Origin of the sequence: Micromonospora sp. NPDC049900 (assembly GCF_044461025.1) — a bacterium.
Classification (GTDB): Bacteria; Actinomycetota; Actinomycetes; order Mycobacteriales; family Micromonosporaceae; genus Micromonospora.
Map to the genome: position 1 here is coordinate 323111 of NZ_JBITKM010000006.1, position 25487 is coordinate 348597.

24 protein-coding genes are annotated in these 25487 nt (G+C 72.2%); 15 read left to right on the top strand and 9 right to left on the bottom strand.

From position 1 onward, the window contains the following. The first annotated feature begins 47 nt into the window (after nucleotides 1-47). The 3 genes from ACIBMZ_RS16950 to ACIBMZ_RS16960 all read left to right on the top strand — a co-directional run bounded on the left by ACIBMZ_RS16950 (nucleotide 48) and on the right by ACIBMZ_RS16960 (nucleotide 3465). Nucleotides 48-413 (top strand): metalloregulator ArsR/SmtB family transcription factor, encoded by a 366-nt coding sequence (locus ACIBMZ_RS16950; protein ID WP_396694671.1) that lies wholly within the window; start codon nucleotides 48-50, stop codon nucleotides 411-413. Beyond that, nucleotides 410-889, top strand: coding sequence for an SRPBCC family protein (locus tag ACIBMZ_RS16955; protein WP_396694673.1), 480 nt, complete (start codon nucleotides 410-412; stop codon nucleotides 887-889). Before ACIBMZ_RS16950 ends, ACIBMZ_RS16955 begins: the two co-directional genes overlap by 4 nt. 149 nt (nucleotides 890-1038) lie before the next feature. Beyond that, nucleotides 1039-3465 carry an ATP-binding protein gene (locus ACIBMZ_RS16960; RefSeq protein ID WP_396694675.1) on the top strand — a complete coding sequence of 809 codons (2427 nt, stop codon included), beginning with the start codon at nucleotides 1039-1041 and terminating at the stop codon, nucleotides 3463-3465. A 32-nt stretch (nucleotides 3466-3497) separates the two neighbouring features. On the opposite strand, the gene ACIBMZ_RS16965 is transcribed toward ACIBMZ_RS16960, so the two are convergent. Together ACIBMZ_RS16965 and ACIBMZ_RS16970 are read right to left on the bottom strand one after the other, a co-directional pair. After that, nucleotides 3498-4322: a trypsin-like serine peptidase gene (locus tag ACIBMZ_RS16965; protein WP_396694677.1), complete on the bottom strand. Its 825-nt coding sequence runs from the start codon at nucleotides 4320-4322 to the stop codon at nucleotides 3498-3500. Between the two features lie 137 nt (nucleotides 4323-4459). Next, nucleotides 4460-5635: a low temperature requirement protein A gene (locus ACIBMZ_RS16970; RefSeq protein ID WP_396694679.1), complete on the bottom strand. Its 1176-nt coding sequence runs from the start codon at nucleotides 5633-5635 to the stop codon at nucleotides 4460-4462. Between the two features lie 212 nt (nucleotides 5636-5847). Between ACIBMZ_RS16970 and ACIBMZ_RS16975 the strand changes: the two genes are divergently transcribed. The 7 genes from ACIBMZ_RS16975 to ACIBMZ_RS17005 all read left to right on the top strand — a co-directional run bounded on the left by ACIBMZ_RS16975 (nucleotide 5848) and on the right by ACIBMZ_RS17005 (nucleotide 11420). Next, nucleotides 5848-6741, top strand: a complete 894-nt coding sequence (locus ACIBMZ_RS16975) for a MerR family transcriptional regulator (RefSeq protein WP_396694681.1) — start codon at nucleotides 5848-5850, stop codon at nucleotides 6739-6741. A gap of 168 nt (nucleotides 6742-6909) precedes the next feature. Continuing rightward, nucleotides 6910-7686, top strand: coding sequence for a hypothetical protein (locus ACIBMZ_RS16980; RefSeq protein WP_396694683.1), 777 nt, complete (start codon nucleotides 6910-6912; stop codon nucleotides 7684-7686). Between the two features lie 50 nt (nucleotides 7687-7736). Further along, nucleotides 7737-8072 (top strand): hypothetical protein, encoded by a 336-nt coding sequence (locus ACIBMZ_RS16985; protein WP_396694685.1) that lies wholly within the window; start codon nucleotides 7737-7739, stop codon nucleotides 8070-8072. 53 nt (nucleotides 8073-8125) lie between these two features. Next, nucleotides 8126-8911 carry a spermidine synthase gene (locus tag ACIBMZ_RS16990; protein WP_396694687.1) on the top strand — a complete coding sequence of 262 codons (786 nt, stop codon included), beginning with the start codon at nucleotides 8126-8128 and terminating at the stop codon, nucleotides 8909-8911. A gap of 72 nt (nucleotides 8912-8983) precedes the next feature. Further along, complete coding sequence (locus tag ACIBMZ_RS16995) at nucleotides 8984-9541, top strand: dihydrofolate reductase family protein (protein ID WP_396694689.1); 558 nt, start codon at nucleotides 8984-8986, stop codon at nucleotides 9539-9541. Nucleotides 9542-9625: 84 nt separating this feature from the next. After that, entirely contained in the window at nucleotides 9626-10570 is a 945-nt protein-coding gene (locus ACIBMZ_RS17000; RefSeq protein ID WP_396694691.1) for an acyltransferase domain-containing protein, read from the top strand. Between the two features lie 67 nt (nucleotides 10571-10637). Further along, nucleotides 10638-11420 carry a DUF6585 family protein gene (locus tag ACIBMZ_RS17005; protein ID WP_396694693.1) on the top strand — a complete coding sequence of 261 codons (783 nt, stop codon included), beginning with the start codon at nucleotides 10638-10640 and terminating at the stop codon, nucleotides 11418-11420. A gap of 54 nt (nucleotides 11421-11474) precedes the next feature. On the opposite strand, the gene ACIBMZ_RS17010 is transcribed toward ACIBMZ_RS17005, so the two are convergent. Continuing rightward, on the bottom strand, nucleotides 11475-12962 hold the full coding sequence (locus ACIBMZ_RS17010; RefSeq protein WP_396694695.1) for an NAD(P)/FAD-dependent oxidoreductase: 1488 nt from the start codon (nucleotides 12960-12962) through the stop codon (nucleotides 11475-11477). 327 nt (nucleotides 12963-13289) lie between these two features. Here ACIBMZ_RS17010 and ACIBMZ_RS17015 point away from each other — a divergent pair, with 327 nt between their 5' ends. After that, nucleotides 13290-13715 carry a Fur family transcriptional regulator gene (locus tag ACIBMZ_RS17015; protein ID WP_396694697.1) on the top strand — a complete coding sequence of 142 codons (426 nt, stop codon included), beginning with the start codon at nucleotides 13290-13292 and terminating at the stop codon, nucleotides 13713-13715. A gap of 43 nt (nucleotides 13716-13758) precedes the next feature. Then, nucleotides 13759-16035, top strand: coding sequence for a catalase/peroxidase HPI (katG, locus tag ACIBMZ_RS17020; RefSeq protein WP_396694699.1), 2277 nt, complete (start codon nucleotides 13759-13761; stop codon nucleotides 16033-16035). 109 nt (nucleotides 16036-16144) lie between these two features. On the opposite strand, the gene ACIBMZ_RS17025 is transcribed toward katG, so the two are convergent. From ACIBMZ_RS17025 to ACIBMZ_RS17040, 4 genes are all read right to left on the bottom strand, one after another. Further along, on the bottom strand, nucleotides 16145-16762 hold the full coding sequence (locus ACIBMZ_RS17025) for a DUF1775 domain-containing protein (protein ID WP_396694701.1): 618 nt from the start codon (nucleotides 16760-16762) through the stop codon (nucleotides 16145-16147). Beyond that, nucleotides 16759-18471, bottom strand: a complete 1713-nt coding sequence (locus ACIBMZ_RS17030) for a copper resistance protein CopC (RefSeq protein ID WP_396694703.1) — start codon at nucleotides 18469-18471, stop codon at nucleotides 16759-16761. The genes ACIBMZ_RS17025 and ACIBMZ_RS17030 overlap by 4 nt, the downstream gene beginning before the upstream one ends. Nucleotides 18472-18546: 75 nt before the next feature. Further along, a complete protein-coding gene (locus tag ACIBMZ_RS17035; RefSeq protein ID WP_396694705.1) occupies nucleotides 18547-19242 on the bottom strand; it encodes a YcnI family protein in 696 nt (231 codons plus the stop codon). Nucleotides 19243-19354: 112 nt separating this feature from the next. Then, on the bottom strand, nucleotides 19355-20176 hold the full coding sequence (locus ACIBMZ_RS17040) for a class I SAM-dependent methyltransferase (protein WP_396694809.1): 822 nt from the start codon (nucleotides 20174-20176) through the stop codon (nucleotides 19355-19357). Nucleotides 20177-20442: 266 nt separating this feature from the next. Between ACIBMZ_RS17040 and ACIBMZ_RS17045 the strand changes: the two genes are divergently transcribed. From ACIBMZ_RS17045 to ACIBMZ_RS17055, 3 genes are read left to right on the top strand one after another with little or no spacing between them, the layout of a single operon-like run. After that, nucleotides 20443-20805 carry a DUF2089 domain-containing protein gene (locus tag ACIBMZ_RS17045; protein WP_350699841.1) on the top strand — a complete coding sequence of 121 codons (363 nt, stop codon included), beginning with the start codon at nucleotides 20443-20445 and terminating at the stop codon, nucleotides 20803-20805. After that, nucleotides 20802-21062: a hypothetical protein gene (locus ACIBMZ_RS17050; RefSeq protein ID WP_396694707.1), complete on the top strand. Its 261-nt coding sequence runs from the start codon at nucleotides 20802-20804 to the stop codon at nucleotides 21060-21062. The genes ACIBMZ_RS17045 and ACIBMZ_RS17050 overlap by 4 nt, the downstream gene beginning before the upstream one ends. A 19-nt stretch (nucleotides 21063-21081) precedes the next feature. After that, the gene (locus ACIBMZ_RS17055) at nucleotides 21082-21504 is read left to right on the top strand and encodes an SHOCT-like domain-containing protein (protein ID WP_396694709.1); all 423 of its coding nucleotides are present in this window, start codon (nucleotides 21082-21084) and stop codon (nucleotides 21502-21504) included. A gap of 58 nt (nucleotides 21505-21562) precedes the next feature. Here the strand turns inward: ACIBMZ_RS17055 and ACIBMZ_RS17060 are convergent, their stop codons facing one another. Both ACIBMZ_RS17060 and ACIBMZ_RS17065 read right to left on the bottom strand, forming a co-directional pair. Beyond that, complete coding sequence (locus ACIBMZ_RS17060) at nucleotides 21563-24376, bottom strand: DUF5682 family protein (RefSeq protein ID WP_396694711.1); 2814 nt, start codon at nucleotides 24374-24376, stop codon at nucleotides 21563-21565. Then, entirely contained in the window at nucleotides 24373-25485 is a 1113-nt protein-coding gene (locus ACIBMZ_RS17065; protein ID WP_396694713.1) for an AAA family ATPase, read from the bottom strand. Before ACIBMZ_RS17065 ends, ACIBMZ_RS17060 begins: the two co-directional genes overlap by 4 nt. Between the last annotated feature and the right edge of the window lie 2 nt (nucleotides 25486-25487).

Below are 25487 nucleotides of genomic sequence, written 5' to 3' on the forward strand. Positions count from 1 at the left end.
TGAGGTGTCGAGGGGCTGAAGCGTAACCCATAAGTTACACTTCATTCGTGGACGAGGTGGCTGCGGCGATCGCCGACCCGGTGCGCCGGGAGATCCTGCTGATGCTGCGCGGCGAGTCGCTCTCGGCCGGGCAGATCGCCGACCGGTTCGTGATCAGCCGACCGGCGGTCAGTCGTCACCTGCGCGTGCTGCGGGAGGCCGGTCTGGTGCGCGACACGCCCGACGGACGTCGACGGGTCTACGCCCTGACCACCGCGCCCCTCGACGAACTGGTCGGGTGGTTGGGGCGGCTGATGCGCCCGCCCCGATGGCAGCAGCACCTCGACGCGTTGGAGACCGAGGTCTTCCGCACCCGCCGCGAGCGGCGCACCACCACGACCGCGCAGCACCCATCGACGAGGGAGACCGCGTGACACCGACCCCGACCGGCCGACTGTTCGACCGCGACCTCGTGCTCACCCGCACGTTCCGCGCACCCATCGCCGACGTCTGGGCGAGCCTCACCGAGTCGTCACGGACGGCGCGCTGGTTCGGCCCGTGGCGGGGTGACGCGGGGCCCGGCCGCACGATCGAGGTGCAGATGGCGCACGAGGAGGACACGCCCTGGATGGACATGACCATCGAGGCGTGTGAACCGCCGAACCGACTCACGGTCTCCGCGGTGGACGAGGACGGCAGTTGGCATCTGGACATGGCGCTGTCCGAGAGCGCGGGCGTGACCGAGCTGCGGTTCACCCACCACCTGACCGCCACCGACCACGTCGGCGAGTCCGGGTCGGGGTGGGAGTACTACCTCGACGCGCTGGTGGCCGCACACACCGGTCGGCCGAGGCCGAACTTCGACGACTACTACCCGGCGATGAAGGAGCACTTCGAAGCGCAGCGATGAGCAGCTTCCGGCGCGGGTGCTCCGCTCTGCCAGGACACGTTTTCCCGAGATGTCATGACATCGGCGGCTTCGCCGACCCATGGCGGCGGCGAGTGGGTCGACAATCCTCCATGGACTGGCGATCGGAGTCGCCTGGGGGAGGGTGCGGGATGAGTGGACCGGCCGGGCAGGCGCAGGCGGCTCTGGCCCGGTTCGTCGACGACCTCAAACGCCTGCGGCAACACTGCGGATCCCCGTCGCTGAACACCCTGGTGGCCGTGTCGACGGCGCTGGGGTCACCGCTGGCCCGCTCCACCCTCAGCGACAAGCTCAACGCGAAGTCGTTGCCGGAGTGGCCGTTCGTCGTCTCCTACGTCACCACCTGCCTGGCCCACGCCGAGCGGGCCGGGATCCCGGTGCCCGCCGAGATGGCGGAGCTGAGCCGCTGGGACGCGGCGCACTGGCGGCTGTTACGCACCGTCGACGCCGGTCGCGCGGAGGACCGCCTCCGAGCCGCCGCCCGCACGCAGCTCGCCCGGCGCACCGAGGACACCACCGTCGGGACGGCTCCGCCGGTGACACCCCGGCAGCTCCCGGCGGCGGTACCCGGGTTCGTGGGACGCCGTACGGTGCTCGCCGAGCTGGCGGCGCTGCCGGCACACCGGCACGCTGCGCCGGGCACCGTGCCGGTGGCGCTGCTCAGCGGTACGGCCGGCGTCGGCAAGACGGCGCTGGCACTGCACTGGGCACACCAGGTCGCCGACCGCTTCCCCGACGGGCAGCTCTACGTCGACCTGCGCGGGTTCGACCCGGACGGGCCGGTACCGGAACCGGCGGAGGTGCTGCGGGAGTTCCTGGAGGCGTTCGGGGTCTCCGCGCCCCGCATCCCGGCGGGTCTGTCCGGCCGCTCCGGGCTGTTCCGCAGCCTGCTGGCCGACCGGCAGGTCCTGGTGCTGCTCGACAACGCCCGCGACGCCGCGCAGGTGCGTCCCCTGCTGCCCAACTCGCCCGGATGCCTGGTGCTGGTGACCAGCCGTAACCACCTGCCGGGACTGGTCGGCATCGAGGCCGCCCGACCGTTCGTCCTCGAACCGCTGTCGCCGCCGGAGGCGTACGAACTGCTCGCGGTCCGGCTCGGTCCGCAGCGGCTGGCCGACGAGCCGCACGCGGCGGCACGGATCGTCGCGGCGGCGACCGGACTACCCCTGGCGTTGGCCATCGTGGCGGGACGGGCCGCCACCCGGGTCGGCCTCAGCCTCGGCCACCTCGCCGACGAGCTGGCCGAGCCGGGACGCCTCGACGGATTCACCGGCGGCGACCGGACCCTCGACATCCGGGCGGTCTTCTCCTGGTCGTACCGAGGTCTCGACGCGACCACCGCATCAGCGTTCCGCCTGCTGGGGCTGCATCCCGGACCGGAGGTCACCGGCGCGGCGCTGGCCAGTCTCGCCGACCTGTCCGCCACCCGGGCCGGGCGGACGCTGGCGGCCCTCGCCGACGCGAACCTGGTGTCCGAGCCACGGCCCGGCCGGTACGCCCTGCACGACCTGCTGCACGCCTACGCGGCCGAGCAGACGACCGGACACGACCCCGACCCGGTACGCCGGGAGGCGCTCGGTCGTCTCCTCGACCACTATCTGCACACCGCGTACGCTGCGGCCCTGCTCCTGTACGACCACCGCGACCCGATCAGCCTCGTCCCGGCGCGCGTCGGGGCGGTGGTCGACCCGCCGACCGACCGGGCCGGGGCCTGGCACTGGCTCGCCCGGGAACACCGGGTGCTGCTCGCGCTCGTCGCCCTCGCCGCACATCACGGCTTCGACACGCACGCCTGGCAGCTCGCCTGGACCGTCAACACCTACCTGGACCGCATCGGCGCCTGGTCGGAGCAGTTGGTCGTGCAGGAGCTGGCGTTGGTCGCCGCGGCGAGGGTGGGCGACCGGGACGGTCAGGCCCGTGCCCACCGCAACCGGGCCGTGGCCTGCCTGCGGCGCGAGGACCACGAGCAGGCCCGGTCCCATCTGGACGCCTCGCTGGCGCTCTACACGGCCCTCGGCGACGCGGTCGGCAGCGCCCGGGTCCATCTCAACCTCGGCATCCTGGCCGAGCGTGAGGGGCGACTGCGCGACGCCCTCGACCAGGCACGGCAGGCGCTGGAGCTGTTCACCGCGGCGGGGAACGTCAGCGGTCGGGCCAACGCGCTGAACAACATCGGCTGGTACCACAGCCAGCTCGGCGACTACCCGCAGGCGTTGGCGCACTGCCAGCAGGCGTTGGCGCTGCAACAGCAGGTCGGCAACCGGTACTGGCAGGCGCACACCTGGGACAGCCTCGGCTACGTGCACTTCCGGCTGGACCGGCAGCCGCAGGCGATCCGGTGCTATCACCGGGCGCTGGCGCTGTGGCGGGAGGCGGCGGAACGCTACTTCGAGGCGACCACGCTGACCCACCTCGGCGACAGCCACCGTGCGGCCGGCGAGCCGGACTCGGCCCGTACCGCCTGGTGTCGGGCGCTGGAGATCCTGGAGCAACTCGACCACGCGGACGCCGCGCAGGTCCGGGCACGGTTGACCGCCGCGCCGGCCCGGTCGGCCTGACCGAGCCGGCGTGGATCGGCTGTGGGCGGCGGTCACCGCCACTGCGCGTAGTTGGTGAGAGCCTGCTGCGTCAGTCGGGTGACGACGCTGCTGGTGTGGACCGGTCCGGTGCCACCCACGCCGCTGCTCAGGATGCCCAGGGCGGTGAGCGTGGGCGGGCAGGGGCAGGGCGGCTTCGGCCAGGGGAAGTCCAGTCGCGGCGGCAGCGGGCACCAGTCCTCCGGGTCGGGGGTGTAGGCGACGGGGCTGCCGTCCTGTCCGCCGCTGAAGCTGTGTGCCGCGTAGAGCTGCGTGGCGGTCTCGGCGCGGATGCGGTCGGTGCTCGCCCACTGCCCGGTCCGGTCCGCCGGATACCCGTGGGTGACGGTGCACGAGCCGGTCAGGGGCTGGGTGGTGGATCCGAGGTCGTACCAGCCGGTGCTGTTGCCGACGGCGCAGTTGAGCTGCACGGCCCCGTAGTCGTGGGCCGGGTCGCCGCCGCCGGGTGCGTAGATGGAGCCGGTCCAGTTCTGCGGGGCGAAGAGGCGGGTCGCCGCACACGAGCCGAAGGGCGCCGTCGTCCCGTTGTGCCCCGGGTACGCGACGATGTTCGTCCGCCAGCCACCGCTGGAACCTCCGGTGTGCACGCAGTGTCCGGCCGTCGCCACCGTTCGGGCGCTGATCATGAAGCCGGTGCACCTGCCGCCGGGGAACGTCAGCAGCACGGTGGCACTGGCGGGATACGTCGTGGTCGACGTGACCGGAACCCGGTTGTCCGGTCCGGCGCTCGTGGTGGCCGCCGCCGGTGCCGCCGCGAGGACCGTGGACGCGAGCGCCACGGCGGCCAGGGCGACGACCGCCCCACTTCTTCTCAGCATCGGATCTCCTTCGTCGGGGGGCGGTTGCCCGGTGTGCACGCCCACGGTGACCCGGTCGCCTGCTGTCCGGCCGGTTCCCGGACACCGGCCCGGCCGGACGACGGGGACCCGGTCGCGCGGCGTCGGCGGGTGCGGCTCTACAGCGGCGGTGTCGCCGGGACGGAGGTGCGACGTCGGCGGTGCGCGACGTCGAACAGGGCGATCGCCAGCAGGACCAGATTGGCGCAGATCACCGCGAGCAGCGGGGTGAGCGCCAACGCGACCGGGGCCAGCGCGCCGAGAAGCGCGATGCCGGCCAGCAGCGGCCAGGCGACCCGGCCGAAGACCTCGTACTCGAAGCGGATCCGCCCGACGAGGAAGATCGCCGGTCCGCCGACGACGATGGCGAGCAGCTCCGGCTCGACCGTGCCGGTCGGCTCGGTGATGATCAGTTTGGCGCTGGCGGCGGCCGTCACCACCCCGCCGATCATCAGCAAATGGGTGTACGGCGCGGACCGCGCGAACCGGCCGGGTTCCCGGGCCTTCTCGATGGCCCGGGTCAACTGCGCGGCGGCCCGGTGCACGTAGATCCGGAACAGCAGCGTCGCGCTGGCGAACGCCACCACGATCGCCGCGGTCCGTTCGGCGGTGACCGGGTGCGCGCTGTACGTCAGGCCGGCGACCAGGATGATGTCGCCCAGGGCGATGATGAAGAACTGGTGGTACCGCTCGGCCATGTGTTCGGCGATCGGGTTGAACTGGGCCGCGCCGATCCGTCGCCGACCGGGGAACGGGTAGCCGAGCGCGAAGGCCAGGTAGTCGACGGCTGCCGCGCCGCCCCACCACCACAGGCGCGCCGTGCTGTCGGCGAGGGCACCGGCGATCCACGCGACGGCCGAGATCCCGAACCACGCCCAGATCCGGACCGCGCGTCGGCGCGGGATCGGCTCGTGCAACGTCAGGAAGAAGAGGAATCCTCGACCGAGGTGACTGGCCACGTAGGCCCCGGCGAAGATGGCCGCGCGGTCGGCGAACGCGGACGGCAGGGCGGCGGCCATCATCAACGCGCCGAACATGACGCCGATCGTCACCACCTGGATGACCCAGCTGTCCGGGTTGTAGAGGTCGGCGACCAGCGTGGTCAGCACCCACACCCACCAGACGGCGAGCAGGACGACGACGGCCTCGGCGACGCCCCGCCAGGTCAACTTGGTCACCAGGGTCTCGGACAGCAGCGCGAGCGCGACGACGAAGACGAGGTCGAAGAAGAGTTCCAGGAAGGTCGCCCGGCGCGGGGTGGCGGCACTGCGGAGCAGGCTGTTGGCGGAGGTCATCGCGGCACCCGGCCGCAGGCCGACGCCACCACCGCAGACTGTCCTCTGGTAACCATACGGGCTATATCGTAGGAATGTCCTGGTGGCCAGGTGCGTGGTCCGTGGAGTACGTGCCCCCTCTGCGTCCGAGGCCGGAGCGTCTCCGGATTGACCTTGCCCCAGGGGCCGGGCCCACGATGAGACGATCCACAGCGTCGGGCCGGAGGAGAACCATGAACGACGACCTCACCGCCGGTGAGTTCCAAATGATGACCGGCTTGTCGGCCAAGGCGCTGCGCCTGTACGCGGAGCGCGGCATCCTGGCCCCGGCGTCGGTCGACCCGCACTCCGGCTACCGGCAGTACGCGCGCTCGCAGGTGCGACACGGGATCATGGCGGACCTGCTGCGCCGTGCCCAGGTGCCACTGTCGGAGTTGGGCGAGGCCGCCGACTTCCCGTTCGCGCAGTGGCGCGACAGCGTCATGATGCGGCGCAGCTTCGAGGACTTCTTCCTCGCCGTCGCCGAGCGCATCGCCGGATTCGACCCGACCGACCTGACCGCCCACCGTCAGCACGCACCGAGCCTGGACTGGGTGGGCGTGATGCTGGATCTCGACATTCCCGACGACGTGGAGGGCACGATCGGGCGGATGTCCGAGATGGCCGCCGTCACGCCCGAGATCGACCAGGCGTTCGGTGCGGCCCTCGCCGACCTGGCGGTGCCACCGGCCGACCTCTGCTGGTCCGCCGCCCCGCAGTCGGCCGGGGCCGGTGCGGGGGCCGCCCGGATGCTGCTGGCCCGCCCCGGGCCCGCCGGCCTCGACGGGGCGTCCCGCGACCTGATCGAGGAGCGGGTGCGCGCCCGGACCGGCGAGTCGGTCCGCGTGGTGACCGGGACGCTGCCGCCCCGGCTGGAGATCACGTTCACCGCCACCGCGGTCGGCGACCTCTCGCCGGTCGACGAGGCGGCGGCCGGTTACCGGCACCTGCTCGCCTTCGGGGAGTTCACCACCCGGCATGGCCTGACCGCGTTGTCCCCGATGCCCCGGGAGGTCAGTCACGGCCCGTCGCTGTTCTCCGACGACCCCGAGCACCGCCCGGTGAGCGTCTTCGACGCCCGTCCCTGACGAATCCGACCACGGTCAGCGCAGACATCCATCGTCTGCTATATATGGGAACGCTTCCACAGGCGGTCGACGGACTCTGGTCCCGCCTGGGCACCCGTGACGTACCGACGGTCGGACGCCGGGTGCCCGGCGGCGGACCGCTGCCGTGGCGACCAACGGAGGACAGGCATGCGCACACTTCTCGCCGCGGTGACCGCCGCGCTGACGCTCGCCGCTACGGCCGGCAGCGTCCCGTCCGACGCCGCGAACGCCTCGCAACGCGGCTCCTGCACCCGACACATGCTGTTCTGCGAGGACTTCGAGCGCCTGCCGCGCGGCGGTGCCAGCAGCCTGAACTGGGGCATCGACACCCGCAACGGCACCCTGACGGTGGAACGCACCCACCGGGGCAACCAGGTGCTGCACGTACACACCGTCGACAACGGACGCGCCTTCCTGCGCGTCGACGACTTCGCCGCACCGGGCAACCGCTTCTACGGCCGGATGCGGCTGCGCGTGGACGCCTTCCCGACCGCCCCCGACTGGGCGCACTTCACCCTCGTCGAGGCCACCGGCACCGGCAGCGCCGAGATCGTCCGACCGGTCGGCGGCCAGTACGCCCCCACCGTCCCCGGCATCTTCTGGGGCGTCGGTGCCGACGGCGGGCCCACCGGCGACTGGACCAACTGGCGCGAGTCCGCCCCGGTGGTGGAGGACACCTGGCAGTGCGTCGAGTGGAAGCTCGACCCGACCGACAACCGCGTCACGGTCTGGATCGACGGGGTGGCCAACCCGGAGCTGACCGCCTCCACCACCGAGCACGGCGGCAACGACGTGCCGTTCGTCCTGCCGACCGTGAACACCGTGAAGATCGGCTGGCAGCTCTATCAGGGCGGCACCACGCCGGGCGTCTTCGACCTCTGGATCGACGACATCGCGCTGTCCAGTCGACGCCTCGGCTGCTGACCGCCACCGTTGCGTGCAGGTCCGGTGGGAGCCCGGGTAGCCTCGGGCGGGTGCGGATCATCGCGTTCCTGGCAGTCCTCCTCGTCGTGCTGGCCGCCGTTGCGCTCATCGGAGCGGTGCTGACGGCCGGTGCCCGACGTCGCCGTCACGCTGCGCAGGTGTCGGCGCGGTGGACGGTGCGCCACTACGCCATCCCCGGTCGGGGGCACACCGTGGTCGGTGTCAGCCTCACCGACGCCGACGGTCGGATCCACGGTGAGAACGTCGTCGCCCGCATCCCGGACGGCGCTCCCGACTGGCAACGCGACTTCGTCGCGGCCCGGCAGGAGGCCGAGGAACGCGCGTTCCACCTCAACAGCGACCGCCCGCCGATGCTCGGGAGCTGACGCCGTCGGGTCTCGCGGGTGCGGCACCGGCGGCTGGGCTAGCCTGCCTGCTCATGGAGGCCACCGACGACCGTCTCGACCTGGTCGTCGACCCGGCCCGGCCCACCGGTCGCACGCTCCTGGCCGGTGGCGTCGAGCAGTCGTACGTGGATCTCGCCGACCCCACCTACCTGCACTTCGAGTACGTGCGCCGGATGGCCGCCGTGGCCGACCTCGCCGCACCGGCCGGTGATCCGCTCGACGTGCTGCACCTGGGCGGCGGCGCGTTGACCCTGCCGCGCTACGTCGCGGCGACCCGGCCCGGCTCGGCGCAGGTGGTCGTCGAGCGGGACCCGGCCGTGGTCGACCTGGTGACCCGGGAGCTTCCACTGCGGCAGCCCGGAGTCGAGATCCGGGTGGACGACGCGCGGCAGGCGGTCACCGCAGCGTCCGCCGACGCGTACGACCTGGTGTTCGCCGACATCTACCGGGCGGCCCGGATGCCGCCGCACGTGGCCACCGTGGCGTTCGCCGCCGAGATCGCCCGGCTGCTGCGGCCGGACGGCGTCTATCTGGTCAACGTCACCGACCTGCCGCCGCTGCTCCTGGCCCGGGTCCAGGCGGCCACCCTGCGCGCGGTCTTCGCCGACGTCTGCGTCGTCGCCGACCGGCGGATGCTGCGCGGCCGACGGTACGGCAACGTGGTACTCGCGGCGGCCACCCGCCCGGGTCGGCTGCCGGTGACGCGCCTGGCGGCGCGGGCGCGGCGAGACCCGGTGCCGGGCGCGGTGCTGCACGGGCCGACGGTGGACGCCTTCGTCGGCGGCGTCCGACCGCGCACCGACGACACCGGGCGCTGAGCAGGCCGCCACACGTCCCGCTGACGCGTCGATCGCCTGGCCGACGCGGTGCTGGCGTTAGACTCGCCGGCCATGGGACGGATCGTCTTCAGCCTCAACCTCACCCTGGACGGTTGCGTCGACCACCAGGAGGGGATCGCCGACGACGAGACGCACGCCTACTTCACCGGCCTCATGGACGAGGGCGGAGCGATGCTGTGGGGTCGCGTCACCTACGAGATGATGGAGAGTTCCTGGCCGGCCGTCGCCCGTGGCGACGTGGAGGCGCCGCCGGCCCTGCGCGAGTGGGCGGTCAAGCTGGAGGCCAAGCCCAAGTACGTGGTGTCGTCGACGCGCACGGACTTCCCGTGGGCCAACAGCCACCACATCGCCGGCGATCTGCGTGCGGGCGTGCAGAAGCTCAAGGACGCGACCCCGGCCGGAGTCCTCCTCGGCAGCGGCAGGCTCGCGACCGCGCTCGACCGGTTGGACCTGATCGACGAGTACAAGCTGCTCGTCCATCCCCGGATCGCCGGTCACGGCCCGACGCTGTACCAGGACGGGCTGCCGGGTACGCGTCGACTCGAACTGCTCTCGGCGCAGCCGATGCGCAACGGCGCGGTGGCGCTGCACTACCGCCGCGCGCACTGAAGCCGGAGTCCATCGCCGCCACCGGCCACGTCGGGCGGGCCGGCGGGGCTTGCGGCGCGCACGTCGCCGAGTAGGTTCATCGACGTGGATCTGGAGGAGATCGCCGTCCGGCTCGGCGTACCCGTCGACGACGTCGCACGCGTCCACCGGCTCGCCGGTGACCGCCCGTCGGCCCCGTTGCCCGCGAAGGCCGACGCGCCCGCGCTCCTGGACCGGCTGGCGGTACGCCCAGACGACGCCGCCGAGATCTTGGCGGGCTGGCCCGATCCCGACTCGCCGCTGTGGACCCCGGAGCTGCGGTGGCTGCTCGACCGCTCGATCGCCCTGGTCCGCGCCGACCTCGGTGGGTACGACTGGCTGCCGCCGGGCCCGGAACTGCCCCGCGAGCGTGGCCCGGCCTGGCGGCACCTGTACGTGTACGCGTACCTGGCCCTGCTCGACGTGGTGCGGGCCTTCCACCGCGACCACGGCGTCCCCGACGCGGTGTCCTGGACGACCCTGGCGGACCTGGGCCGCAACCTCGCGATCGACCGGCGGATGCACCGTGAGGGCTGGCCGGTCATGCAGAGCTGGTTGACCCTGCACGCCCGGGGCGGCCTCTACGAGTTGGGCCGGTTGCAGCACCACCGTGGCGAGGGCAGCATCGGCCTGCACGTCCCCGAGGCGGGGCCGCTGACGCCCCGGGCCGTCACCGACTCGCTCGACGCGGCCCGTGCCTTCTTCCCGCGCCACTTCCCCGACGAGGAGTACGCGACGTTCTCCTGCGGCTCCTGGTTGCTCGATCCGCAATTGCGGGAGTACCTGCCGGAGGACTCCCACATCGTCCGGTTCCAGCGCCGGTTCACCCTGGAGCCCTACGAGGAACCGGACGGGCTGGACGCCGACGTCGAGGTGCTGCGGTTCGTGTTCCGCAGCCTGAGCACGCCCGTGGACGAGCTGCCGCGCCGCACCGCGCTGCACCGCGCGATCGTCGACCACCTGCGCGCCGGTCGCCACTGGCACTGGCGTCGAGGCCACTTCCCGATCTAGGGCCGGGGCCATGACCGGGGCGTGTCCGGAGAACCTCGGTGTGGCTCGGGCGCTCTAGCCTGAGGGCATGTCCGGCTTACCAGCTTCGATCGAGGACACCGCAGAGGAGATCGGATTCGGCCGGGTGGAGCGGGCCTTCCGGCCGAGCTACTCGCTCAGCGTCTCCTCCGCCTTGTTCTTCCTCCTGTTGGGAGTGCTCTTCGGCGTCGCCACGACCGCGGTCACCACCACGGTCGGGATCGTGGTCATGGGCGGCCTGACCGGTGCGGCGGTGCTGCTCGCCGGATGGGGTGCGGTGGACACCCGGCGGCTGATCCGGCGCCGGTTCTATCTGTGCGACGGCGGCCTGTTGGCCGCCGAGAACCACACCCGACTCACCCACGCGATCGCCTGGGCAGACATCGCCGAGGTCTGGCGCTACCACCTCCGCATGTACAGCGAGAACGGCGCGACGACGATGCACCGCTGCCGGTTGCGGCTCACCGACGGCACCAGGGTCAACCTGGAGAAGCCGCCGCTGGTCGACGGTGCGGACCTGGGCGAGCAGGTGGAGCGCCGGGCGGCCTCGGCCCGCCTCCCGCAGGTGCTCGCCGAACTGACCTCGGCCGGCCGGGTCGAGTTCGGTCCGCTCACGGTGACCCCGGACGGGATCGCCTCGGCCGGCAGGTACGCGTCCTTCTCCGACATCGCCGTGGTGCGACTGCGTCGGGTCCGGCTCAAGATCTGGACCCGCGACGCCGCGAAGCCGGTCTCGGTCCTGGTCCGCCGGGTGCCGAACCTGTGGATGCTGGTACTCATCCTCCAACGCCACGGCGCGCCGACCGACATCGAGCTGTACCGGCCGGCCTGAGCACCGCGCGTCCACCGAGCCGAGCACGGCGGCCGACGGTGGCGCCCGTCCCGGTCAGCCGGTCGGCCGCTCCGGAGCACCGGGCTGCGCCGCCTCGGGCCCCGGCACGGCCGTCCGTTGGCCGGGTACGTCGGCCGGGGCGGCGCTGCCCGCCGACCCTTCGGACCCGGCGGCGGCCGGTGCGACCGGAAGCGCCGTCTGCTCGCCGGCCTCCCGCAACGCGGTACGCGCCACCACCTGCTGCAACGTCACGGTCCGCTCGGAGCGGCCCCGCCCGATGAAGCTGACGAACCAGTGCAGTACGGCGGTGACCCGATTCTTGAAGCCCACCAGGTACAACAGGTGCACGGCGAGCCAGAGCAGCCACCCGGTCAGTCCGGCCAACCGCAGCCGCCCGACGGTGGCCACCGCCGAGAAGCGCGAGATGGTCGCCATGCTGCCCTTGTCGCGGTACCGGAACGGCTGTCCCGCCGGCTCGCCCCGCAGCCGCCGCAGGATCTGCCGGGCCGCGTGCCGCCCGCCCTGGATGGCCACCTGCGCCACGCCCGGCAGCCGGTCCAGGGCCATCAGGTCGCCGACGACGAACACTTCGGGGTGCCCGGGCAGGGTGCAGTCGGGCTCGACCCTGACCCGACCGGCCCGGTCGGTCTCGGCGCCGGCCCGCGCGGCCAGGTGCGCGCCCAGCGGCGAACCCGACACCCCCGCCGCCCAGATCTTCGTCTTGCACTCGATGCGCCGTCGCTGGCCGTCCCGGTCGGCCACCTCGATGCCGTCGTCGTCCACGCCGACCACCGTGGCGCCCAGCTCCACGTCGACGCCGAGGCGGTGCAACTGCCGCAGCGCCTTGCCGGAGAGCCGGTCGCCGAACGTGCCGAGGACCGAGTCACCGGCGTCCAGCAGCACGATCCTGGCCTTGCGCGGGTCGATGCGCCGGAACTCGCCCGGCAGGGTCCGGTGCGCCAGCTCGGCGATCTGCCCGGCCATCTCCACGCCGGTCGGTCCGGCACCCACCACCACGAAGGTCATCCACCGCGCGATCGCCGCCGGGTCGGTCTCCAACTCGGCCAACTCGAACGCCCCGAAGATCCGCCCGCGTAGTTCGAGCGCGTCGTCGATGCTCTTCATGCCCGGCGCGTGCTCGGCGAACTCGTCGTGCCCGAAGTACGACTGCGTCGCCCCGGCGGCGACGATGAGACTGTCGTACTCGACGCGGAACGTGGTCAGCGGCGCGTTCGCGGTGACGGTCCGGGTCTCCAGGTCGATGTCGGTGACCTCGCCCAGCAGCACCTCGGCGTTGCGCTGGCGGCGCAGTATCTCGCGGGTGGCGGGCGCCACCTCGCCGGGGGAGAGGATGCCGGTGGCCACCTGGTAGAGCAGCGGCTGGAACAGGTGGTGGGTGGTCCGCGCGACCATGGTCACGTCCACCGGCGCGCGGCGCAGCGCCTTGGCCACGAACAGCCCGCCGAAGCCGGATCCGATGATCACCACCCGGTGCCGCCGGTCACCGGTGCCCGTGCCGTCGGTGCTCCTGTCTCGGTGCATCTGCGCCCTCCGTCCCGGTGTGAGCCACGCCCTTCGGCGTCTGCACGTCATCCTCAAGCGCGCTCCCGGCCGGACGGAACCGGCGGCTCGATCAATCTGATCTGATTTCCGGTACGTCGGCGGCGAAACCCGTGCCTCGGCGGCTCCGCGTACGGCCGGACCAGAGCGCCGTGTCCGGCGGCCCGCGCCGTACGTTGCCTCTGTGACGGCGCTCACCGGTCCCGGCCGCCGGCAGGTCGGCGCCGAGGCGTGGACGGACCGTGACACGCGCGTGCGGAGCGTCAGCAAACTTGATTGATTCCAAAAGAGTGGAGTAGGTTGGCCGGCATGACGTCCGACTTCGAGGCCCAGCTCCGTGCGGTCTCGTTGCGCGTGACCCGGCCCCGACTGGCGGTGCTCGCGGCGCTGCGGAACCACCCGCACGTCGACACCGACGCGGTGACCCGGCTGGTCCGGGCCGATCATCCCACCGTGTCCCACCAGGCCATCTATGACGTGCTGCGGGCTCTGACCGACGCCGGTCTGGTGCGTCGCATCCAGCCTGCCGGGGCCGTCGCCCGGTACGAGTCCCGGGTGGGGGACAACCACCACCACGTGGTCTGCCGCTCCTGCGGCGCGATCGCCGACGTGGACTGCGCCGTCGGTGACGCCCCCTGTCTCACCGCCTCCGAAGACCACGGTTTCGTGGTCGACGAGGCGGAGGTCGTCTACTGGGGCACCTGCCCCGACTGCGACCGCACGCACCACCAGTGACACGCACCACCAGTGATCCGCCAGGTCGGAAGGAAGCAGCACATTGAGTAACGCACAGCACGACGGTCCGACGAGCGCCCAGGGCGTGGACAAGAAGGCCGAGTCCGGCTGCCCCGTGGCCCACGACTCGGTGACCGCGCACGGCAGCGAGAGCGAGAACCCGGCGATCGACTCGCCCACCCCGAAGACCGGCGGTCGCCCGCGTACCAACCGGGACTGGTGGCCCAACCAGCTCGACCTCTCGGTGCTGCACGCCCACTCGTCCAAAGGCAACCCGCTCGGCGCCGACTTCAGCTACGCCAGGGAGTTCGCCAAGCTCGACGTCGAGGCGCTCAAGCGGGACATCACCGAGGTCCTCACCACCTCGCAGGACTGGTGGCCGGCCGACTTCGGCCACTACGGCGGTCTGATGATCCGGATGAGCTGGCACGCCGCCGGCACGTACCGCATCGAGGACGGTCGCGGCGGCGCCGGCGACGGCGGCCAGCGGTTCGCCCCGCTCAACAGCTGGCCGGACAACGCCAACCTGGACAAGGCCCGCCGCCTGCTGTGGCCGGTCAAGCAGAAGTACGGCCAGCAGATCTCCTGGGCCGACCTGCTCGTGCTCGCCGGCAACGTGGCCCTGGAGTCGATGGGCTTCAAGACCTTCGGCTTCGGCTTCGGCCGCCCCGACGTGTGGGAGCCCGAGGAGATCTTCTGGGGCCCGGAGGACACCTGGCTCGGTGACGAGCGCTACGTCTCCGAGCAGGAGATGGCCACGGGCGTCGGCGCGACCGAGATGGGCCTGATCTACGTCAACCCGGAGGGCCCCCGTGGCAACGCGGACCCGCTCGCCGCGGCGCACTTCATCCGGGAGACCTTCGCCCGGATGGCGATGAACGACGAGGAGACCGTCGCGCTCATCGCCGGTGGCCACACGTTCGGCAAGACCCACGGTGCCGGCATCGCCGACGACCACGTGGGCCCGGAGCCCGAGGGCGCCCCGCTGGAGACGCAGGGCCTGGGTTGGCTGAGCACGCACGGCAGCGGCAAGGGCGCCGACACGATCACCAGCGGCCTCGAGGTCACCTGGACCGACCGGCCGACCGAGTGGAGCAACCGCTTCTTCGAGATCCTCTTCGGCTACGAGTGGGAGCTCACCACCAGCCCGGGTGGGGCCAAGCAGTGGGTCGCCAAGGACGCCGAGGCGATCATCCCGGACGCCCACGACCCGTCGAAGAAGCACAAGCCGACCATGCTCACGACGGACCTGTCGCTGCGTGTGGATCCGGCGTACGAGCGGATCTCCCGCCGGTTCCTGGAGAACCCCGACGAGTTCGCGCTCGCCTTCGCCAAGGCCTGGTACAAGCTGCTGCACCGCGACATGGGCCCGGTCAGCCGCTTCCTCGGCCCGTGGGTCCCCGAGGCCCAGCTCTGGCAGGACCCGGTGCCGGCCGTCGACCACGAGCTGGTCGGTGACGCCGACGTCGCCGCCCTCAAGACCAAGGTCCTACAGTCCGGGCTGAGCACCGCCCAGCTCGTCTCCACCGCCTGGGCCTCGGCCGCCAGCTTCCGCTACACCGACAAGCGGGGCGGCGCCAACGGTGCCCGGATCCGCCTCGAACCGCAGCGGAACTGGGAGGTCAACCAGCCGGAGCAGCTCGCCGCCGTGCTCAAGACGCTGGAGGACATCCAGCGGGAGTTCAACGCGGCCGGTGGCGCGAAGATCTCCCTGGCGGACCTGATCGTGCTGGCCGGCTCCGCCGCGGTGGAGAAGGCGGCGCGCGACGCCGGGGTCGAGATCACCGTCCCGTTCCACCCGGGCCGCACCGACGCCAGCCAGGAGCAGACCGACGTCGAGTCGTTCCGGGTCATGGAGCCGCGAGCCGACGGGTTCCGCAACTACCTGCGCCCGGGTGAGAAGACCCAGCCGGAGGTGCTGCTCGTCGACCGGGCGTACATGCTCAACCTGACCGCGCCCGAGATGACCGCCCTGATCGGCGGCCTGCGCTCGCTCGGGGCCAACGTCGGCGACAGCCGCCACGGCGTCCTCACCGACCGGCCCGGCGTGCTCACCAACGACTTCTTCACCAACCTGCTCTCCCCGGGCACGCGGTGGAAGGCGTCGGAGACCGACGAGCACGTCTACGAGATCCGCGACCTGGCGACCGACCAGGTGAAGTGGACCGCCACCGCGGTCGACCTCGTCTTCGGCTCCAACTCGCAGCTCCGGGCGCTCGCCGAGGTCTACGCCAGCGACGACGCCCGCGGCAAGTTCGTGGCCGACTTCGTCGCCGCCTGGACCAAGGTGATGGAACTCGACCGGTTCGACCTGGCCTGATCCGGGTCGTACCGAAAGGGGCTCCGGTCGATCGTCGACGATCGACCGGGGCCTCCCGTCTGTGGGACACCGCGCCGACCTCCCGTTCCCGGCAGGCCGCGCGGTGTCCCTACGCGGTGCGGCGGGCGAGCACGAAACCCGCCCCTGCGGCGACGGCGACGAAGACGACCACCACGCTCAGCGCCTGGTTCAACGTCGCGCCCGCGCTCTCCGGCGAGGACCCGCCAGCGGCGGCAGGCGGCGCTGCGGTCGCCTCCGGCGGGTTCTCCAACACCGCGTTGGTCGCGATCAACCTCGGTGCCGGGTAGTCGCTGTCGGCGGTGCGGTCGATCCAGTCGAGTGAACTGCCGTCGGCACACCGTTGCAGCACCGGGAAGTGCAGCGTGTCGCCCGCCTGGGCGGCGATCCGGGCGGTCACGCCCACCTCGGCTGTCTCCAGCCCCGGTCCGGTGAACGTGACGCGGTCCCCGGAGAGCGCGGCGGACCAGCCCTCCGGTTCCACGGTGCCGGTCGCGGTCACCCCCTCGGGCAGGGCGACGACCAGTTCCGTGGTGGGGGAGTCGTCGCAACTGTGGTCGTAGGCGAACGTCAGGGTCGTGCTGCCGTCACCGTTCGGCTGCGCCCCCGCGACCTCGACGTGCGCCGAGGCCGGCGCCGTCCCCAACGCCAGGTACGCGACCACGCCGCCCGCCACGGCGGCCGTCCGGATCCACCGTCGCGGCGTCATCCGACGTCCACCGTGACCCGGGCGACCGGACTCTCGTACTTCGAGGTCCGGACGCTGACCTGGACCACCCACGAGCCGGCGAGCGGCAGGTCGACGACCGCCTCGTACCGGCCGGGTCCGGTCGGCGACAGCGTCCGTTCCAGCGGCCCGACGTCCATCGCGGGCAACTGGACCGTCAACCTGGGGTCGTCGACCGGCTCGACGGGCCGGCCCGTCGCATCGAGCAGATTCAGTTCCATCGAGTTCACTCCCACCACCCCGGGGGTCAGCCGGACCACGGCCCGCCCCGACCCCAGCGGAGCCTCCACCAGGATCGGACGCTCCCCGGCATCGGCCGCCGGACGCGTACCGGCCTCGGTGACCGGGCTCTGCGTGACCAGGAACCCGGTGGCGGCGACCACCCCGACCAGCAGCGCCGCCTCCCACCGGACCGCGCGCCGCAGCAGCCGCCACGCCGCCGGAGCTCCCTCGTCGCGATCGATGGCCACGACGCGCGGCACCAGACGGAACCGGTTGTGTGCGGCCACCGCCAGCACCACGACGGTCAGTCCCGCCTTGGTCAGCAGGGCCAGACCGTAGGCCGTGTCCCAGAGCGCCTCCCAGGACCCCAGGATGCGCCATCCGAGCAGTACCCCGGCGACGCCGAGCAGGGCGACGAGGACGGCGGCGACCCGCGAGAACGCGGACACCGTACGCGCCGCCGCGCCGGGCGGCAGTTCGGCCGACCGGGTCAGCGTCCAGGCCAGGGCCACCAGCCCGCCCAGCCACACCCCGGCGGTGACCACGTGCAGCACGTCGGCCGGGACGACCAGCCAGGCCGGACCGTAGGTCCGGGTGTGGCCGACCAGGGCGACCGCCCCCCAGGCGAGGACCACACCGGCGAACGCCACCGCGGTCAGCGGCGCCCGCCGGTCGGGACCGGTGGCCCCGGCAACCGGCGAGGGCTCGGCCGCCTCGACGGTAGGCGGAGACCCGGCCGTCGCGGTGGCCCACCAGGCGGCACCCAGACCCAGCATCACCAGCAGACTGCTCAGGGACTCCTCCGCACCGAGGCCGGCGGTCCACAGCGCGGGATCGACCAGTCCGTCCAGGTTGCGGCCGTCCTGCCAGGCGGGCACGGCCGGCACCAGGACCAGCCGCGCCACCACGGTCAGCCCCACCGACCAGGCGGCCAGCCGCAGCAGCCGTCGCCGCAGCACCGGCGCGTCGGCGCGCAGCAGCACCAGCAGGAAGACCAGGACGCCCGCGCCGACCAGCAGGCCGAGGTACGCGAGCGCCTCGGTGACCTGACGCAGGACGTCCAGCCCACGTCCCGGACTGCTCTCCGGCACCGCCACGGTGGAACTGCTCGGCGCCCCCACCGCGAAGCTGAATCCGCCCGAGACGGGGTGGCTGTCGGCGGAGATCACCCGGAACGTGACGATGTAGGTGCCGCCGGGCAGCTCCGGCGGCACGGTCAGGACCACCGTGGTGTCCACCGACCGGCTGTCGCTGGACAACTCCGCGCCGGCCGCGTCGAGCAACCGGACGCCGCCCGCGCGTACCGCCACCGGCTCGTTGAAGGTCAACGTGATCTGGGCCGGCGTGGTCGCCAGCACGGCGCCGTCGGCCGGGTCGGTGCCCAGCAGGACGGCGTGGGCGGCGGCCGGCGCCGCCGGCACGACGGCCGCCAACAGGCCGAGCAGGCCGGCGAACGCGATGGACCACACCCACCGCGTTCGCCCGCCTGCTGCCGTCCGCCGTGCCGCGAGGCCGCTACGGGACGTCACCTGCGTTGCCGCCCGTCAGGCCGTCCTGCGGGTACGCGCCAGCGCCAGCCCGCCGGCCAGCAGACCCAGCGCGCCGAGCACCAGGCCGATCCACCCCACCGCGCCGCTGCCGCCACTGGACTCCGTGCTGGTCCGGGCCACCGGCTGCACCGCGGCGTCGCCGTCGGCCTCGGCGGTCAACACGAACTTCGGTGCCGGATACTCCAGCTCGTCGGCGTTCTGACCGTCGGCGGGCATCTGCACCCAGGGCGTCTCACCCTGCTCGCAGGTCTGCACCGAGGGGAACGCCAGCGTCTCGCCGGCGGCGTCGGGCAGCTTCACCGACAGCTCGAAGGTGTCCCGCAGGTCGGCCGGCAACGGCGTCCTGGCGGTGTAGACCACCTCGGCGACCCGCTGGGTGACCTCGTTGCCGTGGCTGTCCTTGACCGGCGGATTCAGGTCCGCCATCACCTTCTCCACCGTCCAGTTCGGATTCACCGTCGGCGTGACGGTGACGATCCGCTCGGGGATCTGGATGGACACCTTGGTGGTGGCGGAACCGTCGCAGCCGTGCGGCACACCCATCGTCAGCACGGCGTACGAGCCGGCGGTCGTCACCGACGGGCTGATCGTGACGTGCGCGGCGGCCGGTGAGCCGGCGAGCGCCACGGTCGCGGCGGTGAAGAGCCCGAGAGCGCCGAGCTGGGCGACCCGACGACGTGTGAGGAACATGTGTGGACGACCTTCCGGGAGGGGTGCGGCGACCGGTGCGTACGCACCTCGCTTACCTGGTCGGGCACACCCCGCCCGGAGTTCCCTGCATCGTCGAGGATTTCTGCCGTGGTCAGGAATCCGCGCGGGTGCCGAGGGCGAACCGGATGGTCGTGGTCAGCCGGAGGCTTCCGCCGTCCGGGGACAGCACGTCCGCCACGTCGGCGAGGGCGGCGGGCAGCCGTTCGGCCGGGATGCTCTCCAGGATCGTGCGGGCTCCGTGGGACCAGACCCAGGCGACGAAGTGGTCGCTGTCGCGGAACCGGCTCTCGAACGGTACGTCGTGCACGGTGACCTGGTGGTAGCCGGCGCGGCGCAGCAGGTCACCGGTCGACTCGCGGGTGGCGAAGTCGTCCTCCCGGCCGGTCGCCGGTGGTTGGCGGCGCTCCGGCGGCACGTGCCGGGCCAGTGTGCCGAGCGCCGCGGTGAAGCGCGGGTCGTAGGCGGCGAAGGTGGTGACGCCGAGCCGCCCGCCGGGACGCAGCAACCGCCGGTAGGCGCTCAGTGCGGACAGCGGCGCGGGTAGCAGGAACACGACGAGTCCGGCGAGCACCGCGTCGAAGGCGGCCTCGGGCAGGGGCGGGTCCTCGGCGTCGGCGACCTCCACCCGGACGTGCGGGAGGCCGGCGGTGTCGGCGCGGGTCAGGTCGACCATCGTCGGAGCCAGGTCGATGCCGACGACACCGCCGGTGGGGCCGACGGCCTGTGCCGCGGGCAGCAGGACGGCACCCCGCCCGCATCCGACGTCGAGGACCTGTTGTCCCGGGCGCAACCCGGCCCGGCGTACCAGTTCCCGCCCCATCGGGCCGAAGAACTCCACGCCGACGCGGTCGTAGGTGGCGGCGCTGCGGTCGAACACCGCCGCCGTGTCGTGGCTGGCGCGAGTCGCGCCGATTCGGTTACTCACGGGCTTCCCCCTGGGTGTCTGGTGGTGCCGTCGAACCATCCATCGTCGTGCCTCTATACCCAGCCCACCCGGACCTTAACGATCACGGTATTCGTTCCAGCCTCCGCGCGTCGCTCCTTGGCGAACTCGGTTCGAAGAAACGTCCTCGCTGAAGCGCCACCGATATGAACTATCTTAAGATCTGGGCGTTGCGAGATTAAGAAAATCAAGCTACAACTAGTCCTAGGTACGTCGTCGACGGCAGGGGGCCGCAGGTGGACTGGCAGGAACTGACGGATCTGACCCGTGGGCAGTCGTTCGTGGTCGAACGGGTCCGCCTCACCGGCAGCGGCATCGCGGTCGAAGGACAGTTCGAGCCGCCGCAACTCGCCCAACTCGGCGTCGACGACCAGGTGTTCGTGGCCGCCTTCGTGCGGTCACACGGCTCGATCAAGGAGATGGAGCGGATCTTCGGAGTGAGCTACCCGACGATCAAGTCCCGCCTCAACCGGATCGCCGCCCAGCTCGACTTCGTGGACACCGACCCAGGGCCCACCGGCGCCGACGTCGTCGACCGCCTGCGGCGGGGAGAGATCGACGTCGCACAGGCGTTGACCGAGCTGGAGAGTTCACGGTGATCCCGCAGTTGGTGACGATCCGTCACCGCCGCCCCGACGGCCGCTGGCGGCGGCGGTACGTACCGGTCCTGCCGGTCCTGCTGCTGCTCGCGCCACTGCTGCTGATCGCCCTCCCGGTCGGCCTGATCGCCTGCCTCGTCGTCCGGGTGAACCCGGTGGCCGCGTCACGGGGGGTGGGACAGGTGCTGTGCGCCCTGCCCGGCACCCGGATCGAGATCGGGCAGGGCGGCAAGGCCCTGCTGATAAGCGTGAGATGAGTCGAGGAAGAGGACCGACATGAACGAGCAGCGCCGCCAGATCCTCCAGATGCTGGCCGACGGCAAGATCACCGCTGACGAGGCGGAACAGCTCATCAGCGCCCTGGAGCGTGAGCAGGTGGCGTCGCCGACGGCGGCCCTGCACCGCCCGAAGGCGCGCCCCAAGTATCTGCGCGTGCTGGTGACCTCGAACGACGACGACGGTCCCGGCCAGGTCAACATCCGGGTCCCGCTGCAACTGCTGCGCGCCGGGGTACGCCTCACCAGCCTGGTCCCCCCGCAGGCGCTCAGCAAGGTCAACGTCGAGCTGGCCAAGTCCGGCGTACCCATCGACCTGACCCAGCTCAAGCCGCAGCACATCGAGGACCTCGTCGAGCAGCTCGACGACCTCACCGTCGACGTGGACCAGCCCGAGGCCAAGGTGCAGGTCTTCTGCGAGTGACCCGCACGTCCCGCAGCCGGGCCGCGGGGTGTCGGGCAGCGCGGCCCGACACCACGCGTCACCTGTCGGACAACAGTGCGGCGACCGCCTCGGCGGTGCTCGGGTGGGTCTCCACCAGGGTCGCCGCGCCGCCACGCGGTGTGTGCCAGCCGTCCGCGACGCCGAACAGCTCGGCGACCGCGTCCACCGGTTCCGGATGACCGGCCAGCAGGGCGTGCACCGGCCCGGCCGCCGCACCCGGGACACCCGCCGCGACGGTCGGGGTGGTGGGGGCGGTGGCCAGCCAGGGCGGCACCCAGGAGTCCAGCTCGGGCAGGGTGCCCGGGAAGGTACGCCCCGCCTCCCGGACCAGCAGCGGCACCGACTCGGCGCCGTGCTCCCGCAGCGTGGTGACCAGATTGGGTAGCCAGGGCAGCAGCACCGGGTCGGGCAGCCGGGCGAACGCGGTCGACATGGTCTCCACCACGAACGGCGCGAGCCCCGGCACCGGTTCCAGCGCGTGCACGAACCCGGACAGGTACTGCGGGAAGGCCGGCACCACCAGCGGGTTCGCCAGCAGCTCCCGGCACTGGGCCCGCAGCTCGGTCAGGGGCAGCAGACCGAGCTGGTGCCGGGCCGCCCAGAGCAGGGCCACCTTGGCCGGAGCCTGCGGATGGGACTGACCCACCGCGAGTTCGAGCTGGGAACGTTCGCAGCCCAGGGCGAGTGCCAGGCTCTCCAGGCTGAACAGGAACCCGAGCATCGCCCCGACCTGCCGTACGCCGGTCTCCTCCTCGACGAAGGCGGTCGGCAGCAACGTGCAGTAGTGCGCGTACCCGGTGGTCACGAACGCCGCGCACCAGGCCGGCAGCGTCGGCGCGGTGGCCTGGTGGTGAGCGAGCAGCCGACGGATCCGGCGCAGCACGTGCGGCGCGTCGTCGACGGTACGTTCGGCGGCGAGCAGCTCCACCGCCCGGTTGCCGAGTTCCTCGACCAGCCGAGGGCTGTCCAGCAGCCGGATGGCGTCCTCGACGGCGGTGAGCGCACCGACGGCGGTGGCGTCCGGGCCGTGTGCCGCCCGACGCAGGCGCTGTTCCAGCACCTGTTCGACGGTCACGCCCTCGTACCCGAGTTCGATCAGCGCACGCTGGTGACGGCCCAGCGCCAGGTCCCAGCTCTCCTGGATGGACCGGTGACCGAGCCGACGTTCACCCATGATCGGACGGACCGCACCGGGCGGCAGCACGTGCCGCAGCATCCAGAGCAGATCCGAGCAGCCCGCCAGCTCCGGGCTGGCCGGTAGATCCAACAGCGCCCGCTGCATGGTCCGCTTCTCCAGGTCCAGACCGAGCGGCTGGAGCCGGTCCAGCACGTCGCGGGCCAGCGGCGGCAGGGCGTCGTAGCCGACCTGCCCGATCCGGTCCCCGCCGAGCAGGATCTCGCAGAGCCGCCGCACATCGCGCCGACCCGGCACCACGTCCTTCTCGATGCACGTCACCGCCGCGTCGGCGAAGTCGTACGGGGTGGGTCGGGCCCGGTCACGCAGCCCGGCCAACAGGATCGAGGTCTCGAACACCGCGATCGCGTCGGCGGTGCTGGCCAGGTAACCGTTGCGCCGGGCCAGCCGGACGATGTCCACACACCACCGGCGCAGCTCCGCCTCGTCGAGCCCGTCCAGGGTGGGGGGAGCGGCGAGGAACCCGGAGAGCCGGTCGGTGACCGCCTCGGCCGGTGCCGGATCCGGCTCGCCGCGTCCCCGTCGGCCCCGGGACGTGCCGCCCCGCTGGCCGTCCAGCCGGTACGGCGTCACACCCGACCCGCTCACCGCCCTGGTCCAGCTCGCCGCCGCGATCGACACCGATCCGGGCGCGAGACCGAACTGTGCCTCGATCGCCGAGTGGCTGGACGGGATCAGGCCGTACCGCCACCGGGTCGCGGTGCGCGGCGAGATGTCGAAGTCCGGGGCGGTGGAGTCCAGGCCGAACTGCTCGACCCGGCTGGCGGCGTGGAAGGCGCCGCAGACGTAGAGACAGTCCTCGGGTGCCGCGCCGGAGGCCGCCAGGTGCTGCCGGATCCGGGTCCACATGTAGCGTTCCCGGTCCTCGTCCCGGTCGGTGCGGTCCGACCCGGCGGGACGCAACCGCCGGAACAGGCTGCCGATCAGCACCATCACCTGACGGTAGGTGTCGTGGTCGGCGACGGTGAGTGGCCGCTCGACGTACTGGTCCCACCACTCCGACCAGTGCCGCACCTTGCCGTGGTGCAGCAGGTGCGCCTCCAACTCGGCGAACCGGGGACGCAGGTCGCCGATCTCCACGCCCACCGCGTCGCCGTGCAGGGCCGCCTGTTCGCCCGCCTCGGCCCCGCTCTCCGCGCCGGGCACCTCGCCCGGTGGTGGTGTCTCGGCACGGGGCGACCACTGGAAGACGTGATCGGTGGAGCGGTCGACCAGCACCAGTTCCACCCCGGGCGTCTCCAACGCGTACGCGATCGCCTGGTATTCGGCGGACGCCTCGGTGACCGGCGCGATCACGCTGAGCGGACCCCACGCGGCGGGGAAACCGTCGAGTTCGGAGGCGAACGCCTGCACCGCCACCGGCAGCCGACAGTTGCGCAGTTCCCCCAGCAACGGCCGCAGGTCCTCGCAGAGCTCCAGATAGATCACCCGAGGCTGCCTGCTCCGCAACCGACGCACCATGGCCAGCGCGGAGGCCGGCGAATGGTGGCAGACCGGGAAGATCTCCAGCCGCTCGCCCAGGGCCCGGTCCACGTCGTCGACCATCCCGGCCAGGATGTCGGCCAGCGCGTCCGGACCGCCCGCGAACGCGGCGGCCGCGTCGGTGAGCTGCTCACGCAGGGCACCGAACGCGCCGACGGCCGCCGGGGCGCTCATGACAGGGCGGCGATCGCCTGACGGCCACCGTCGAGGAAGCCGCGCCACTCACCGCCGTCCTCGGTGGCCCGGGGCTCCACCACCGCGTGCAGGTACTTGTTGAGGATCGCCAGGTCCTCCGGGCTGCGTCGGGCCAGCGATCCCATCAGCGAACCGGCGAGCGTCTCGGCCCGCAGGGTCCGGTCGCCGAAGAACTGACTGTGCAGGATCGCGTCCTCCAGCACCCCGATCTGCTCGGCGGTGGACAGCGCCGACTCCAACTTCTCGTCGTCGCTGGTCGCCGACGCGGCGGCGGCCCGCAGGTCGGCGAAGCTCTGCAACAGGATGTCCAGCAGCGTGGGCGGCACGTCCAGCTCCACATGGTGGCGGCGTAGCAACTCCTCGGTCCGGAACCGGACGATCTCCGCCTCGCTGCGTTTGTTGGTGACCACCGGGATCCGGACGAAGTTGAACCGTCGCTTCAGCGCGGACGACAGGTCGTTGACGCCCCGGTCCCGGCTGTTGGCGGTCGCGATGATGGAGAATCCGGGCTGGGCGAAGACGATGTTGTCGTCGTTCAGCTCGGGGATGGAGACGTACTTCTCGGACAGGATGGAGATCAACGCGTCCTGTACGTCGCTGGTGGACCGGGTCAGCTCCTCGAAACGGCCCACCACGCCCTGCTCCATCGCCGTCATGATCGGCGACGGGATCATCGACTCACGCGACTGGCCCTTGGCGATGACCATGGAGACGTTCCACGAGTACTTGATGTGGTCCTCGGTGGTGCCGGCGGTGCCCTGCACGACCAGCGTGGAGTTGCGGCAGATCGCCGCCGACAGCAGTTCGGCGAGCCAGCTCTTGCCGGTGCCCGGGTCACCGATGAGCAGCAGGCCCCGGTCCGACGCCAGCGTCACGATGCTGCGTTCGACGAAGCTGCGGTCGCCGAACCACTTCTGCGGGATCTCCCGGTCCAGACCGTCGGCGCGTTCCGAACCCAGCACGAACAGCCGGACCATGCGCGGGCTCAATCGCCACGAGTACGGCTTCGGTCCGGTGTCCACCGACTCCAGGAAGTCGAGTTCGTCGGCGTACTTGACCTCGGCGGGGGCACGCAGCATCTCGGACATCA

Excerpts from the sequence above, each read along its gene's own strand:
- ACIBMZ_RS17055 (WP_396694709.1), top strand. The coding sequence starts at position 21,082 with ATGAACGAGCAGCGCCGCCAGATCCTCCAGATGCTGGCCGACGGCAAG.
- ACIBMZ_RS16975 (WP_396694681.1), top strand. The coding sequence starts at position 5,848 with ATGAACGACGACCTCACCGCCGGTGAGTTCCAAATGATGACCGGCTTG.
- ACIBMZ_RS16960 (WP_396694675.1), top strand. The coding sequence starts at position 1,039 with ATGAGTGGACCGGCCGGGCAGGCGCAGGCGGCTCTGGCCCGGTTCGTC.
- ACIBMZ_RS17015 (WP_396694697.1), top strand. The coding sequence starts at position 13,290 with ATGACGTCCGACTTCGAGGCCCAGCTCCGTGCGGTCTCGTTGCGCGTG.
- ACIBMZ_RS17060 (WP_396694711.1), bottom strand. The coding sequence starts at position 24,376 with ATGAGCGCCCCGGCGGCCGTCGGCGCGTTCGGTGCCCTGCGTGAGCAG.
- ACIBMZ_RS16980 (WP_396694683.1), top strand. The coding sequence starts at position 6,910 with ATGCGCACACTTCTCGCCGCGGTGACCGCCGCGCTGACGCTCGCCGCT.
- ACIBMZ_RS17035 (WP_396694705.1), bottom strand. The coding sequence starts at position 19,242 with ATGTTCCTCACACGTCGTCGGGTCGCCCAGCTCGGCGCTCTCGGGCTC.
- ACIBMZ_RS17010 (WP_396694695.1), bottom strand. The coding sequence starts at position 12,962 with ATGCACCGAGACAGGAGCACCGACGGCACGGGCACCGGTGACCGGCGG.
- ACIBMZ_RS16970 (WP_396694679.1), bottom strand. The coding sequence starts at position 5,635 with ATGACCTCCGCCAACAGCCTGCTCCGCAGTGCCGCCACCCCGCGCCGG.
- ACIBMZ_RS17065 (WP_396694713.1), bottom strand. The coding sequence starts at position 25,485 with ATGTCCGAGATGCTGCGTGCCCCCGCCGAGGTCAAGTACGCCGACGAA.
- ACIBMZ_RS16990 (WP_396694687.1), top strand. The coding sequence starts at position 8,126 with ATGGAGGCCACCGACGACCGTCTCGACCTGGTCGTCGACCCGGCCCGG.
- ACIBMZ_RS17005 (WP_396694693.1), top strand. The coding sequence starts at position 10,638 with ATGTCCGGCTTACCAGCTTCGATCGAGGACACCGCAGAGGAGATCGGA.
- ACIBMZ_RS17025 (WP_396694701.1), bottom strand. The coding sequence starts at position 16,762 with ATGACGCCGCGACGGTGGATCCGGACGGCCGCCGTGGCGGGCGGCGTG.
- ACIBMZ_RS16965 (WP_396694677.1), bottom strand. The coding sequence starts at position 4,322 with ATGCTGAGAAGAAGTGGGGCGGTCGTCGCCCTGGCCGCCGTGGCGCTC.
- ACIBMZ_RS16995 (WP_396694689.1), top strand. The coding sequence starts at position 8,984 with ATGGGACGGATCGTCTTCAGCCTCAACCTCACCCTGGACGGTTGCGTC.